The 13668-nt window shown below is 68.6% G+C and carries 11 protein-coding genes; 7 read left to right on the plus strand and 4 right to left on the minus strand.

Going from position 1 to position 13668, the window contains the following annotated elements; all coding sequences use genetic code 11:
* Positions 1-2: 2 nt before the first annotated feature.
* Positions 3-86 carry a microvionin family RiPP gene (locus tag C1N74_RS16755; RefSeq protein WP_368730587.1) on the minus strand — a complete coding sequence of 28 codons (84 nt, stop codon included), beginning with the start codon at positions 84-86 and terminating at the stop codon, positions 3-5.
* A 226-nt stretch (positions 87-312) separates the two neighbouring features.
* Positions 313-2886 (minus strand): excinuclease ABC subunit UvrA, encoded by a 2574-nt coding sequence (locus C1N74_RS05560; RefSeq protein ID WP_137750148.1) that lies wholly within the window; start codon positions 2884-2886, stop codon positions 313-315.
* Between the two features lie 42 nt (positions 2887-2928).
* Here C1N74_RS05560 and C1N74_RS05565 point away from each other — a divergent pair, with 42 nt between their 5' ends.
* The gene (locus C1N74_RS05565; protein ID WP_088380858.1) at positions 2929-4200 is read left to right on the plus strand and encodes an MFS transporter; all 1272 of its coding nucleotides are present in this window, start codon (positions 2929-2931) and stop codon (positions 4198-4200) included.
* A 5-nt stretch (positions 4201-4205) separates the two neighbouring features.
* Here C1N74_RS05565 and C1N74_RS05570 read toward each other — a convergent pair whose 3' ends face one another.
* Positions 4206-5240 (minus strand): serine hydrolase, encoded by a 1035-nt coding sequence (locus C1N74_RS05570; RefSeq protein WP_137750149.1) that lies wholly within the window; start codon positions 5238-5240, stop codon positions 4206-4208.
* A gap of 345 nt (positions 5241-5585) precedes the next feature.
* On the opposite strand from C1N74_RS05570, the gene C1N74_RS05575 reads away from it, so the two are divergent.
* From C1N74_RS05575 to C1N74_RS05600, 6 genes are read left to right on the plus strand one after another with little or no spacing between them, the layout of a single operon-like run.
* Positions 5586-6905, plus strand: a complete 1320-nt coding sequence (locus C1N74_RS05575; protein ID WP_064956875.1) for an extracellular solute-binding protein — start codon at positions 5586-5588, stop codon at positions 6903-6905.
* On the plus strand, positions 6902-8278 hold the full coding sequence (locus C1N74_RS05580) for a carbohydrate ABC transporter permease (RefSeq protein WP_219994761.1): 1377 nt from the start codon (positions 6902-6904) through the stop codon (positions 8276-8278). The genes C1N74_RS05575 and C1N74_RS05580 overlap by 4 nt, the downstream gene beginning before the upstream one ends.
* Positions 8271-9104, plus strand: a complete 834-nt coding sequence (locus C1N74_RS05585) for a sugar ABC transporter permease (protein WP_064956874.1) — start codon at positions 8271-8273, stop codon at positions 9102-9104. Before C1N74_RS05580 ends, C1N74_RS05585 begins: the two co-directional genes overlap by 8 nt.
* Positions 9101-10273: a glycosyl hydrolase 53 family protein gene (locus tag C1N74_RS05590; protein WP_258318012.1), complete on the plus strand. Its 1173-nt coding sequence runs from the start codon at positions 9101-9103 to the stop codon at positions 10271-10273. The genes C1N74_RS05585 and C1N74_RS05590 overlap by 4 nt, the downstream gene beginning before the upstream one ends.
* On the plus strand, positions 10270-11919 hold the full coding sequence (locus C1N74_RS05595; RefSeq protein ID WP_137750150.1) for a glycosyl hydrolase 53 family protein: 1650 nt from the start codon (positions 10270-10272) through the stop codon (positions 11917-11919). The genes C1N74_RS05590 and C1N74_RS05595 overlap by 4 nt, the downstream gene beginning before the upstream one ends.
* Before the next feature lie 48 nt (positions 11920-11967).
* Positions 11968-12537, plus strand: coding sequence for a hypothetical protein (locus tag C1N74_RS05600; RefSeq protein ID WP_071918316.1), 570 nt, complete (start codon positions 11968-11970; stop codon positions 12535-12537).
* Between the two features lie 18 nt (positions 12538-12555).
* On the opposite strand, the gene C1N74_RS05605 is transcribed toward C1N74_RS05600, so the two are convergent.
* A complete protein-coding gene (locus C1N74_RS05605; RefSeq protein WP_137750151.1) occupies positions 12556-13632 on the minus strand; it encodes a LacI family DNA-binding transcriptional regulator in 1077 nt (358 codons plus the stop codon).
* Between the last annotated feature and the right edge of the window lie 36 nt (positions 13633-13668).

Consider the following 13668-nt stretch of genomic DNA (forward strand, 5'->3'; position numbering starts at 1 on the left):
TGTCAGCAGGACTGGCTGCCGAGGCTGGCGGCCATTTCCGCCGCCTCCGAACTCGCGTCAAGCGCTTCGAGCTGTTCCAAAGTCATCGATTCCACCCCCTTCCCGTGGCCGGGATCCCGGCGGCAATGCAGGCGATCAGACGCGTGTGAGCGGGTTACGAAGAGCCATCAGAACTCGACGAAACTGCCACGCTTGGTGAAACCGATGACCCCCCACGTGCGGCCTATTGCCACATCTGGCTACATACGTGGCGATAGTAACACGGGCGTTCGCCTTAATTACAAGCGGTTTCCGGTTTTCGGCTTCCGCGTGCTATTCGGCTGGTGCGGAAATGACGTTCGAGAGGACCCGAGCGAGATACGGCGCCGTCCGGCTGGAGGGATGCCGGACGAGCTCGGCGGGCGCGGCCGCAGCCATGATGCGCCCGCCGGCGTCGCCGCCGGACGGGCCGAGGTCGATGACCCAGTCGGCTGAGGCGACGACATCCATGTCGTGTTCGACCGCGACCACCGTGTTGCCGGCGTCCACGAGTGTGTGCAGCTGCGCGAGCAGCAGGCGCACATCGGCGGGATGCAGTCCGGTGGTGGGCTCGTCGAGCAGGTAGAGGGTGTGACCGCGACGGGCGCGCTGCAGCTCGGTCGCGAGCTTGATGCGCTGGGCCTCGCCGCCCGACAGCTCGGTGGCCGGCTGACCGAGTCGCAGGTAGCCGAGGCCGACATCGCGCAGAGTGCGCAGGCTCCGGGATGCCGCGGGCACCGGCTCGAGGAAGCCGGCAGCGTCATCGACGGTGAGGGCGAGCACGTCGGCGATGTTCTTGCCGCGGTAGGTGACCTCGAGCGTCTCGGCGTTGTACCGAGCGCCGTCGCACGTCGGGCACTTTCCGTAGCTGCCGGGCAGGAACAGCAGCTCGACCGAGACGTAACCCTCGCCGAGGCAGGTCTCGCAGCGGCCTCCCGCGACGTTGAACGAGAAGCGGCCGGCGGTGTACCCGCGCTCGTGTGCGAGGTCGGTGCCGGCGAAGACCGCGCGCACCGCATCGAACAGGCCCGTGTACGTCGCCAGGTTCGAGCGCGGCGTACGTCCGATCGGCTTCTGATCGACGCGCACCAGACGGTCGATGTGATCGAGGCCGGTGACCGCTCGCACCGCCGGGACCTCGGCCTGCCCGTCCGGCAGCGCCTCGACCGGGCCCGCCTCGCCCGGCTCTGTGGCATCCGTCGTCTCGTCGTGCGACTGGTCCGCCGTCTCATCCCCGCGCAGATGACGCCGCACCACGTCGTGGAGCACTCCGCCGACGAGCGACGACTTGCCCGACCCCGACACCCCTGTGACCGCGACGAACGTCCCGAGCGGGAACGCCGCGTCGACGTTCGCGAGGTTGTGCAGCGACGCGCCCTCGAGCGTCAGCCAGTCGGTGGGGGAGCGCAAGAAGCGCGACTCCACGGCGCCACCCTCGGTGCCGGGGAACAAGAAGGGCCGCGTCATTGATGCGGTGACCTCGGCGAGCCCATCGACGGCTCCGCTATAGAGCACCTCGCCGCCGCCCTCGCCCGCTCCGGGGCCGACATCGACGATCCAGTCCGCACCTCGGACGACGTCCATGTTGTGCTCGACGACGAACACCGAGTTCCCCGATGCCGCCAGCTGCTCCAGCACATCGAGCAGCGGCTCGGCGTCGGCGGGATGCAGCCCGGCCGATGGCTCGTCGAGCACGTAGACCACCCCGAACAGGCCCGAGCGCAGCTGCGTCGCCAGGCGCAGGCGCTGCATCTCGCCGGGGGAGAGGGTGGTGGTCACGCGACCGAGCCCGAGGTAGCCGAGCCCCAGGTCGATGAGCACCTCGATGCGGGCGACGAGGTCGGTGGTGATCGCGACGGCAACATCCGTGCGCTCGCCCGACGATGACGTCGTGAGCGCGGGTGCGGCATCCGTCAGCTCCGTGGTGGGACGCAGGATGTCGGCGAGCTCGCTCATCGGCAGGGCGTTCAGCTCGGCGATGGTGCGGCCGGCGAAGGTGACCGCGAGCGCCTCGCGCCGCAGACCCGACCCGCCGCACAGCGGGCAGATGCCCGTGCGGACGAACCGCAGCACCCGCTCACGCATCTTCGCGCTGTTCGAATCGGCGAGGGTGTGGAAGACGTACTTCTTCGCGCTCCAGAACGTGCCCTTGTAGGGCTTGGCCACGCGGTCGCGCTGCGGCGCGATCTCGACGATGGGCTGCTCGTCGGTGAACAGGATCCACTCGCGGTCGGCGGGGTCGAGGTCGCGCCACGGGCGGTCGACGTCGTAGCCGAGGGCGATGGTGATGTCGCGGAGGTTCTTCGCCTGCCACGCGCCCGGCCACGCGGCGATCGCGCCGTCGCGGATGCTGAGGGAGGGATCGGGCACGAGGGTCTCCTCGGTGACCGTGTGCGCGACGCCGATGCCGTGGCACTCCGGGCACGCGCCGGCGGCGGTGTTGGGGGAGAAGGCGTCGGAGTCGAGCCGGTCGGTGAACCCGTCGGGGAACGTGCCGGCGCGCGAGAACAGCATCCGCAGCGAGTTCGACAGCGTCGTCACGGTGCCGACGCTCGAGCGCGAGCTGGGCGCACCGCGACGCTGCTGCAGGGCGACGGCCGGCGGAAGCCCCGTGATCGACTCGACGTGCGGATTGTGGCCCTGCTGGATCAAGCGCCGGGCGTAAGGGGCCACGGACTCGAGATACCTGCGTTGCGCCTCAGTGAAGATCGTCCCGAACGCGAGCGACGACTTGCCTGAGCCCGACACCCCGGTGAACGCGACGATCGCGTCGCGCGGAACGTCGACGTCGACGTTCCGGAGGTTGTTCTCGTTCGCTCCGCGCACACGGACGAAGGCATCGGGGGTCGTGCGGCGGTCTCCGGACATCGGGCAAGCCTACGTGTCCGAGGTGCGCTCTAGGCTCGTGCGGTGGGTATCGCAGAGTGGGTCGCGCCGCGGCGCCTCGGCCGTGACTTCCGGTGGCTGTTCGCTTCGTCGCTGACGAGCAACATCGGCGACGGCATCGCCCTCGCAGCCGCGCCGCTCCTGATCGCGTCGATGACCGATTCGCCCATCCTGGTGGCCTCCGGTGCCGTCATGCAGTTCCTGCCGTGGCTGCTGTTCGGACTCCACGCCGGCGCGATCGCCGACCGGGTCGACCGGCGCATCCTGATCATGGTGGCCAACGGCATCCGGGCTCTCGTGCTGATCGGTCTGTGCGTCTTCCTCATCACCGGACTCGCCAGCATCTGGATGGTGCTGATCGTGGCCTTCCTCTACGGCACCGCCGAGGTGTTCGTCGACACGACCAGCAGCACCCTGCTGCCGATGATGGTGCGCAAGAGCGACCTCGGGATCGGCAACGCGCGGCTGCAGGCCGGGTTCCTCGTGGCGAACCAGCTCGGCGGCCCGCCCCTCGGTGCCTTCCTGTTCGCCATCGGGTCGTTCTGGCCGTTCGCCGTCCAGGGGCTGTGCGTCGCGCTCGCGATCGTCCTCATCTCGCGAATCACGGCGACGAAGAGAGTCGAACCAGTGGATGCAGCGCGTGAGCGGACCGCGGTGCACGCCGACATCCTGAGCGGCATCCGCTGGTTGTGGTGCAACCCACCTGTGCGGACGCTCGTGATCATCATCCTCACTTTCAACGTGACGTGGGCCGCGCCCTGGGGTGTGCTCGTGCTGTACGCCACCGACTACCTGCAAATGGGTCCCGTCGGGTACGGCGCGCTGACCACGGCCTCGGCCATCGGGGGACTGGCGGCGACGCTGCTGTTCGGAAGGCTGGAACGACGCTTCTCGTTCGCCGCGCTGATGAGGGTGTGCCTTACTGCGGAGGTCCTCATGCACCTCGCGTTCGCCCTGACGACGTCCGGCGTCGTGGCGTTCGTCATCATGATCGCGTTCGGCGCCTACGCGTTCGTCTGGGCGACCATCTCGACCACGGTCCGCCAGCGCCTGGTTCCACACGAGCTGCAGGGACGCATCGCCTCGGTGAACATGGTCGGTGTCTTCGGCGGCCTCGTCATCGGTCAGGCGCTCGGCGGGGTGATCGCGCAGGTCTGGGGGCCGACGGGTCCTTGGTGGTTCGCGTTCGTGGGTGCTGCGCTCACCCTCTTGTTGGTGTGGCGTCCCATCACGCACATCGCGGCAGCACCGCCGGTCATCGAAGACGACGAGAACGAAGCCGTCCCGGCAGGCTGAGCGGCCTACCGATCGTCGAGCGCGGCCATCGCATCGGCCAGCACGCGCGCGACGGGCCACGCGCCGTCGGCCGTGTTGCTCATCACGGTCGCCGTCGTCGAGGTCGGCGGGTGATGCACGGAACGGAACGACGCTCCCACGTCGCAGCCCTCCAGCACGACGCCGGCCCCCGTCTCGGTCAGCCAGAAACCCAGGCCGTATCTCATCTCCTCGTCTTCGACCCGGGAACGTGGCGCCGTTATGAGAGCCACGGACGCGGGGGAGACGATGCGTCCGTCGAAGAACGCTCGCCAGAACCGGTGCACGTCGGCGGTTGTGGTCGAAGCGCCGCCGTCGCCGCCGGCGCGGACGGGCAGGTGCAGCGTGTTGACCCGCAGTCCCTCGTCGAAGACGTAGCCGCGGGCATGATCCGCGCCGAGCTCGTCGGTACGGGGGAAATCGGTGTCGGTGAGGCCGGCCGGGGCGATGACGAGGTCATGCACGACCTCGTGGAACCCGCACCTCGTCACCCGCTCGATGATGATCGCCAGCAGGACGTACCCGCTGTTGCAGTAAGAGAAGGTCTCGCCGGGAGCGGCCCGGGGCGGGATGCCGTCGAGCAGGGGAAGGAACGCTTCCGCCGTCGTCAGCGTGTGCACGGGCACTCCGAGGAAGAAGTCCGACACATCGAGATCGTCGTCCTCATCGATGTAGTCGCCGATCCCCGACGTGTGGCCGAGGAGATGCTCGACGGTGACGGCGTGGTCGATGAGCGGAAGGTCGTCACCGAGCAGGTCTCGGACCGCTGTGTCGAGCGCGAGATCGCCCTCTTCCACGAGCCGCATGATCGCAAGCGCGGTGAACGCCTTGCTTCCGGATGCGATCGCAAATCGTGTGGCCTCGCTCGCCGGCGTCCCGTTCGCGCGGTCAGCCAGTCCGTGCGCGCTCCGCCATACCGGAGCGTCGCCCGAGTCGACGCTGATGACCCCGGAGAACGGCGCACCTGCGATCGCGGACCTCAGCGCCCGCTCGTCGATGATGTCGCTTTCCAACGTGCTCATCCCCCCACTGTGCCAGCCGCACTGCGGTCGATGCGACCGGCACAAGCGGCGTCGGGTCGGGCAGTCGTCACGGCTCCACTCCGATCCGGTGGCTCAGCGCGGCGTAGCTCAACGCCGTGAACGTCTCCGGTTCGGTCAGGAGCATGTCGCGGAGTACCCGAGAAGGGGTCGCGTTCGCAGGCGAGCACGTACATGGCGGCGGATGATCGCGAGCTCCGTCGGACACCGACTCCTCCCCAGGGAGAGACCGCACGCGGGGGCGATCCCGCCACTACTGTCATGGACTCAGATGGACGGCGACAGTTGACTGGGACCGGTCACAGTCACGGCAACGAGGGAGTTTGCATGACCATCCGAAGCACAGCAGCCACTGCCCGTACCACGGTGGGAGCGGCCATCGTCCTCTCGCTCGCGGCCACCGCCGGGTGCTCCAGCGCGCCGCCCGACGAGGAAGCGACCCTGACCTGGGATGCCGAGGCGCGGGCATATGAGATCGAGCCCGACGTCGCCAGCGGAGAGGCGCCGCTGAAGGTCTGGGTGGAGTACCCCGAGTACGGCGAAGCGCTGGTGGAGGCCTTCACCGCGGTACATCCCGACATTCGCATCGAGCTCACGACGGTGTCGAAGGTCGATGCCGTCGCCAAGATGGAACTCGACGGCGAGGCCGGCACCGGCGCGGATGTGTACTTCACGAACTTCACCGATCTCCCGGGGGCGATCGACTCGGGTGTCGCCGCGCCGCTGGGTGAGTACGACAGCGAGATCACGCAGCGCGTCGGCGAGACCTTCGCCGGCGTCGTCAGCCGCGACGGCGACCTGTACGGCGTGCCGGTGTCGACCGAGTCGATCGCGCTGTTCTACAACAAGACCCTCCTGGAACAGCTCACGGGTTCGAGCGAACCGGCGCAGACCTGGGAGCAGATCCGCGAACTCGCGGCGAGCTACAACGACCCCCGGACGAATCGCTGGACCGTGCGCTGGCTCAGCGGCGAGCTCTACTACGCCTATCCGGTGCTGACCTCGCTGGGGTGGCATCTCACGGGCGACCCCGCGGCTCCCGGCCTCGACGACCCCGCACTGACCACCGCGCTGGCCTACTACGGCGGTCTTCGCGACCTCTGGCAGGTGAACGCCGCCGACGCGACCTGGGACTCGATCGAGATGGAGTTCGCCAAGGGAGAGACCCCGTACGTGATCACGGGACCCTGGTCGATCGGCGATTTCACCGCGGCAGGAGAGTCCGAGGGGTTCGAGTTCGGCGTGACAACATTGCCCGCCGTCGAGGGAGGCGAGGAGCCCGCGACGCTCGCTGGGCTCGGCGTGGGTGTCGTGTCGGGCTATTCGGCCCACCCCGGTGCCGCGCGGGTCTTCGCCGCGTTCCTCGCCTCGGACGAGGCCGCCGCCGCACTCTATGAGACGACGGGTGGCATCCCCGCGCTGACGAGCGAGAACACCGAGGCCATTCCCGGCCTCGCCGACGACGAGCACGCCGGTGGCATCCTCGCGCAGGCCGAGCGATCGGACCTCGTCTCCGATGTCGGCGACAAGCTCTGGACCGTCGGGAACACCCTCGTCTCCAGCGTGTGGGACGGCGTGCTCGACGCCCCCGCCGCCCAGCGGCAGGCCGTCTCGGGGTACGCCGATCTGACCGGGCTGGGGGAGTGACCCCGCATCATCGCGGAGCGAGCCCGACGGCGCCCTGGTCGATCGGACTCGCCTCCGCCCTCGTGCCCGGTCTCGGGCAGGTGCTCAACCGCGAGTGGGTGAAAGGGATCGCGCTCGCCGTCGTGGCTGCGCTCGCCGTCGCTGTCGAGCTCACGACGGGGCATTACGCGGATATCGGTGAGTACACGCCTCGGACGCACGGCGGATTCTTCGTCCGCGGTCTCTGGGGCCTTGTGACGCTGGGCACGCAGCCGCGGGCCATGACCGTGGCCGGGCTGTCCGCGGGTGACCACTCGATCATCCTGATGATCAACGGGATCATCGCGGTGCTCGTCCTCTCGCTGCTCCTCGCCCTCGCGGTGTGGGCGGTGCGCGATGCCGCGAACACGCGACGCCGTTTCCTTGAGACCGGCGAACGCGTGGCTGTCCGGGCCTGGGTCCGCGACGCGCGGCAGCGCTCATTCCCGTATCTTGTGCTCGCGCCGACCGTCGTGCTGCTGCTGTTCGTCACCGCGCTGCCGGTCGTCTTCGGCATCCTCATCGCCTTCACGGACTACAGCAAAGACAATCTGCCGCCGATGCAGCTCGTGGAGTGGGTCGGGCTGGCGAACTTCCGGCAGCTGCTCGGCGCGGGCGCCTGGGGAGCGACGTTCTTCGGCGTGCTCGGCTGGACGATCGCATGGGCGGCGCTGGCGACGGCGACGACCTACGTGTTCGGGTTCTTGCAGGCGGTCCTCGTCTCGAGTCGGCGCGTCCGCTTCCCCCGCGTGTGGCGAAGCATCTTCTTCCTGCCGTGGGCCGTGCCGGCGATGATCTCGGCACTCGTCTTCCGCTCGATGTTCAACGGCCAGTTCGGGCCGATCAGTCAGGCCCTGGTCGACTGGGGCGTGACGTCCGAGCGGGTCATGTGGCTGACCGACCCGGCCAATCCGTGGCTCGCCCGGATCATCGCGCTGCTGGTCAACCTCTGGCTCGGCTTTCCATACTTCATGGCACTCGTCAGCGGTGCACTGACGAACATCTCGTCGAGCTACTACGAAGCCGCCCGCATCGACGGCGCCTCCGCCGCGCAGCAGGTGCGCTACATCACCCTGCCGATCGTCCTGCGGGCCACGGCGCCGCTCATCGTGCTGTCATTCGTCGCCAACTTCAACAACTTCGGGGTCATCTACTTCCTCACGCAGGGTGGTCCGGCCAACCCCGACTACCGGTACGCCGGCAGCACCGACATCCTCATCACCTGGCTCTACAAACTCACCCTCGACAACGGTCTGTACGACATCGCTTCGGTGATGTCGATCCTGATCTTCGTCATCGTCGGGAGCTTCTCCGTCTGGAGCCTGCGTCGCTCGAAGGCCTTCACCGATGCATAGAACCCGAAGCCGTCTCATCACCGTCCTCATCCACGTCGAGCTCGTCGTCGTCGCGGTCATCGTGCTTTACCCGCTGGCGTGGATCGTCGGATCATCGCTCGGCTCGGGACGCTCGCTCGCCCAGGCGTCGGCGATCCCCGCCGATCCGACGTTCGCCAACTACATCCGGTTGTTCGCCGAGACGCCGTTCGCGACCTGGTACGGCAACTCCCTCATCGTCGCGGTATCGAACATGGTGCTCAGCGTGCTGCTGTCGGCGATCGCCGCCTACGTCTTCGCGCGACTCCGATTCTCGGGCCGGCGCACCGGCCTGCTGGTCATGCTCGTCATCCAGATCTTCCCGACGTTCATGACCGCCATCGCGATCTACATCCTGTACCTGAATTTCGGACTGCTCGACAGCCTCGCGGGTCTGATCATCGCGAGCGTCGCCGCCGCGGTGCCCTACAACATCTGGCTTCTCAAGGGTTATCTCGACGGGATCTCGACCAGCCTCGACGAGGCGGCGGTGCTCGACGGCGCGTCGCATCTGCAGATCTTCACGCGCATCCTGCTGCCGCTGATGACCCCGATGCTGACGTTCGTCGCGGTCACCCAGTTCGCGGTCCCCTGGATGGACTTCATCCTGCCGCGCCTGTTGATAAGCAGCCCGCAGAACTACACCGTCGCGATAGGACTGTTCCAACTGATCTCGGATCAGACCCGGAACGACTTCACGACGTTCGCGGCAGGGGCCATCCTCGTCGCGGTGCCGATCACGGTGCTTTACATGGTGCTCCAGCGCTACCTGGTCGCGGGGCTCGCTCAGGGAGGAGAGAAGGAATGATGACGACACCACCGCAGATCCGGGGTGCCGACGTATCGATGACCGCAGAGGTCGAGGCGCTCGGGGGGTGGTTCTCGGATGCCGCGGGCGCGAGGGACCTCTTCCGGATCCTCGCCGACCACGGGGTCAATCTCGCGCGGCTTCGCGTGTGGGTGGATCCGACCGACGCGGAGGGACGCCCGTATCAGGGCGGCACGAACGATCTCGCCACGACCGTGCGCCTGGCCGAGCGTGCGCGCGACGCCGGCCTCGGCCTCATGATCGATCTCCACTACAGCGACTTCTGGGCCGATCCGAAGAAGCAGTCGCTTCCCCGCTCGTGGCAGGCACTCGACCTCGACGGCCTGTGCGAGGCCGTGGCTGCCCACACCACCGAGGTCATCTCGGCCGTGAGCGCGAATGCCGGCAGCCCGGAGTGGGTCCAGGTCGGCAACGAGACGACGAACGGGATGCTGTGGCCGCTCGGCCGGACACCGCGGTACGACCTCGTGAACCGAGCCTTCGAGGCGGTGCCCACCGACGAGGCGCGAGAGCAGTACGACCGTCTCGCCCGCTTGCTGCACGCGGGCTCGAGCGCCGTTCGTGCCGCCGACGACCGTTCGCGCATCGTGCTCCACCTCGATGCGGGAGGCGCCGCCGACCTCTACCGTCGATGGTTCGACGAGATCACGGCGCGAGCCGTCGACTTCGACGCGATCGGGCTGTCCTACTACCCGTTGTGGCACGGATCGCTCGCCGACCTGAGCGGTAACCTGCACCAGCTCGTCCAACGCTACGAAAAGGACGTCATCGTCGTCGAGACCGCCTACGCGTACCGACCTGACAACCCGGCGGGGACGTCGATGTTCGATGCGAGCTCACCGGCGGCGGTCTACCCGGCGTCGGTCGAGGGCCAGTCGCGGTACCTCCACGACCTGGCCCGGGTCGTCCGCGACGTGCCCGGTGGCCGTGGCCGGGGAGTCGTGTACTGGGAGCCCGCCTGGCTGCCCGTTCCGGGAACATCCTGGGCGTCGACGGCGGGCATGGCTTACGGCAACGACGTGGCCGAGCCCGGCAACGGGTGGGCCAATCAGACGCTGTTCGACGAGGGCGGATGCGCTCTCGCCTCGTTGAGCGCACTGGGGGCGACGGCGGATCCGCTCCGACCGATGAGAGAGGAAGACACATGACGCACAGAGCACGGCGGCGAGCATCGGCGCTCATCACGGCGGCGGCGCTCGTCCTCGTCGGGGCGGCGCTGCCCGCGACGAGGGCCGCGGCCGTCGAACCCGACGGCTTCGTGATGGGCGGAGATCTCGGGATGATCCACGAGGTCGAGTCGCTCGGCGGGACGTTCTCCCGCGGCGGAGTCGTGGGCGACCCGATCGACATCATGGGCGATGCCGGCATGAATCTCGCTCGGCTGCGCCTCTGGGTCGATCCGTACACCGTCACCGGCGAACCGTACGGTGGCGGCACGAACGACCTGGCCACGACGATCTCGACGGCGCAGCGAGCGAAGGCCGCGGGGATGGACATCCTGCTCGACTTCCACCTCAGCGACTGGTGGGCCGACCCCGGCACGCAGACCGTACCGAAGGCATGGCGCGGTCTGACCTACTCGCAACTGGTGTCGACCGTTCGCGCATGCACCGAAGACGTCATCGACGCGATGCGAGCGGCCGGGGTGCTGCCCGACATGGTCCAGATGGGCAACGAGATCCCCGGCGGCATCCTCTGGGATCACGGGCGGGTCGGCAATGGCGTCTCGGACTTCACCCAGCTCGCGGGCCTGCTGAAAGCGGGGATCGCGGGCGTCGATGCGTCGCTCCGGACGGGGGAGGACATCGAGATCGTCCTGCACCTGGATCACGGCGGCGACAACGCGCTGTATCGCTGGTGGTTCGATGCGATCACGGCGCAGGGTGTTCCGTTCGACATCATCGGGCTGTCTTACTACCCGTTCTGGCACGGCACCATGGGGCAGCTCGCCGTCAATCTCAACGACATCAGCGCGCGGTACGACAAAGACGTCCTCATCGTCGAGACCGCGTACGGCTGGACGCTCGGCGACGGCGACGGCCTCGGGAACTCGTTCTACACGGCAGAGGCGGCGACCGGCGGCTACCCCGCGAGCGTCGTCGGTCAGACCGCCTTCCTCCGTGACCTCCGCGACATCGTGCGCGCGGTGCCCGACGGGCGAGGGCGCGGACTCATCTGGTGGGAGCCCGGCTGGCTTCCCGTCCCGGGCGCCAACTGGGGGACCGAGGCCGGGAAGATCGACAACGACGACCCGGGTGTCCTCTCCAACCCGTGGGACAACCAGACGCTGTTCGACTGGAGCGGCGCGGCTCTGCCGACCCTCGACGTGTTCGGCGAGACGCCTCCGACGAACCTCGCCGTCAACGGCGGCTTCGAGCAGGACGGTTACACGAACGAGCCGACCGGCTGGGGTGTGTGGTCGCCAGGAGGCGCGCACGCCAACGCGGTCTTCACTCAGGACCCGGCGGTCGTCGGTGCGCTCAAGCTCACGTTCTGGAAGTCGACCGCCTATACCGCGTCGATCTATCAGACGCTCGGCGGGCTCCCGTCGGGGCTCTATCGCGTCTCCGCGTGGACGCTCAACAGTGGTGGCCAGAGTTCCGCGTACCTCTACGCGAAGAACTCCGGCGTACCCGAGCGTCAGGCGGCACTGCCGGTGAGCCCGAACGACTGGACGCGGGTGTCGCTCGAGGTGCCGGTCACCAACGGAACCCTCGAGTTCGGGTTCTCCTCGGAGGCCGCAGGCGGCACCTGGTTGAACATCGACGACGTCCGCGTCGAGCGGATCGGCTGATGCGATACCGTCGAGCGTCGCCCGATCCTGACGAGAGGCCCGTCGCCCATGGATGCTCTGTTCTCCGTGATCGGCTTCGCCGTCGCTGTCGTCATGCTGGCGATCGCGGGCGCGAGCGCCGTACTGGCGAGATCGTCCGACGTCGCTGCGGCGTGGCGTCAAGAACGCGCCACGGTGCTCTTCGTCGTATCGACGCAGCGTTGGCGGCGGGTCATGGTGCGCGTCGGGGGTTGCATGATGGCGATCATCGGCGTCATCAATCTCGTCGGTCCGCTCTCCCGTCCGGAGGACTCGCCCGCGAGGCGGATCGTCGGGCTGGGCGCTCTGCTCATCGGCGCGGCGCTCGTGTGGCTGGCGCACGGGATGAGCCGGATGCGGCTCGAGGTCGCCCCCCAGGTGGTCTTCGTCTCGCGGGGTTTCCTGCCGCCGATCCGGGTCGAGCTGGCGGACATCACCCGGCTGCGCCCGCACGTGGCTCATCGGTACAGCGGGGTTCTCGCGAAGTGCGGCCGGCGGACGGCCTTCACAGCGACCTCGGCCATGACGGGCTACGGACAGCTCCTGGCACATCTGAAGGCCGAACGCCCCGACCTGTTCGCACCGGGCGGCTTCCGCTGACGCGACGGCGCTGAGCCGCTACAGGGAGGGAGGTCCCCCGACCGACCCGCCGACCCGGATCGGCATCGGCACGCGTTCGATCCGCGGCGAATCGCCGGGGGCCGCGAGCATCGCCGCCGCCTGCCGCCCCAGCTCGATGTGGGGGAGCGCGATCGACGTGAGCTCGGGCTCGACGGCGCGGGCGTAGGGGCTGCCGTCGAACCCGATCACCGACACGTCGGCGGGGACGCTGAGCCCGGCGTGATGCAGCGCCTGATAGGCACCGACGGCGAGCGCGTCGTTCGCGCACACGAGCGCGGTCGGCGCGTCCCGGGCCTCCGCGAGCATCCGCGACACCGCTCGTCGACCGTTCGCGACATCCCAGTCGTCGTCGATCGCGGTGACACCGGCGAGGGTCGTTCCGGCCGCGGTCAGCACCTGGTCGATCCCCGCCAGCCGCTCGGTCAGCGCGATCGGGTCCCACTCGGGCCAGGCGGCTCCGCCTCGCGAGCCCGCCGGCAGGGCTCCGAGGAACCAGATCCCGTCGCGGTGGCCGTGATCCAGCAGCATCCGCGCGGCATCGCGGCCCGCGGCGATCTCGTCGGGCACGACGGCGTCGATCGACCCGTCCACCGTCACGCAGTTCAGCAGGACCGTCGGCACGCCCTCCAGCACTCGCGGCAAGGTGACGGTCCGCGTGAACATCGAGGCGTAGATGACCCCGTCGATGTTGCGGCCGAGAAGACTGTGGAGCAGCTGGTCCTCCAGGTCGGCGTCGCCCTGGGTGTCGACGGTGAACAACAGGGTGTCGTGCTCCCGGAGCTCCTGCATCGCGCCGCGCACCATCGAGTTCGCGAACGAGGTGCTGCTGACGAAGTCGGAGACCAGCGCGACCGTGCCCGAGCGCCCGGTGCGCAGCGTCTGCGCGGTGATGTTCGGGCGGTAGCCGAGCTCGTCTGCGGCGCGTCGAACCCGATCGAAGACGTCGTCGGAGAGGCGTTGGTCGGTGCGACCGTTCATCACGAACGAGACGGCGGAACGTGAGACGCCGGCGCGCTCCGCGACCTCCCGCAGCGTCACCCGGGCTGCCCGGCGGGCGGGGGGAGTGTCGGTCATGTCCTCGTTCCGGATGATGGTCGCGCTGTTCGAAAG

The sequence above is a fragment of the Microbacterium sp. SGAir0570 genome (assembly GCF_005491085.2).
In the GTDB taxonomy this organism is placed as follows: Bacteria; Actinomycetota; Actinomycetes; order Actinomycetales; family Microbacteriaceae; genus Microbacterium; species Microbacterium arborescens.

What these genes read in the sequence shown, in the direction of transcription:
- C1N74_RS16755 (WP_368730587.1), bottom strand. Translation starts at nt 86, where the DNA reads ATGACTTTGGAACAGCTCGAAGCGCTTGACGCGAGTTCGGAGGCGGCG.
- C1N74_RS05560 (WP_137750148.1), bottom strand. Translation starts at nt 2,886, where the DNA reads ATGTCCGGAGACCGCCGCACGACCCCCGATGCCTTCGTCCGTGTGCGC.
- C1N74_RS05570 (WP_137750149.1), bottom strand. Translation starts at nt 5,240, where the DNA reads ATGAGCACGTTGGAAAGCGACATCATCGACGAGCGGGCGCTGAGGTCC.
- C1N74_RS05575 (WP_064956875.1), top strand. Translation starts at nt 5,586, where the DNA reads ATGACCATCCGAAGCACAGCAGCCACTGCCCGTACCACGGTGGGAGCG.
- C1N74_RS05585 (WP_064956874.1), top strand. Translation starts at nt 8,271, where the DNA reads ATGCATAGAACCCGAAGCCGTCTCATCACCGTCCTCATCCACGTCGAG.
- C1N74_RS05590 (WP_258318012.1), top strand. Translation starts at nt 9,101, where the DNA reads ATGATGACGACACCACCGCAGATCCGGGGTGCCGACGTATCGATGACC.
- C1N74_RS05595 (WP_137750150.1), top strand. Translation starts at nt 10,270, where the DNA reads ATGACGCACAGAGCACGGCGGCGAGCATCGGCGCTCATCACGGCGGCG.
- C1N74_RS05600 (WP_071918316.1), top strand. Translation starts at nt 11,968, where the DNA reads ATGGATGCTCTGTTCTCCGTGATCGGCTTCGCCGTCGCTGTCGTCATG.
- C1N74_RS05605 (WP_137750151.1), bottom strand. Translation starts at nt 13,632, where the DNA reads ATGACCGACACTCCCCCCGCCCGCCGGGCAGCCCGGGTGACGCTGCGG.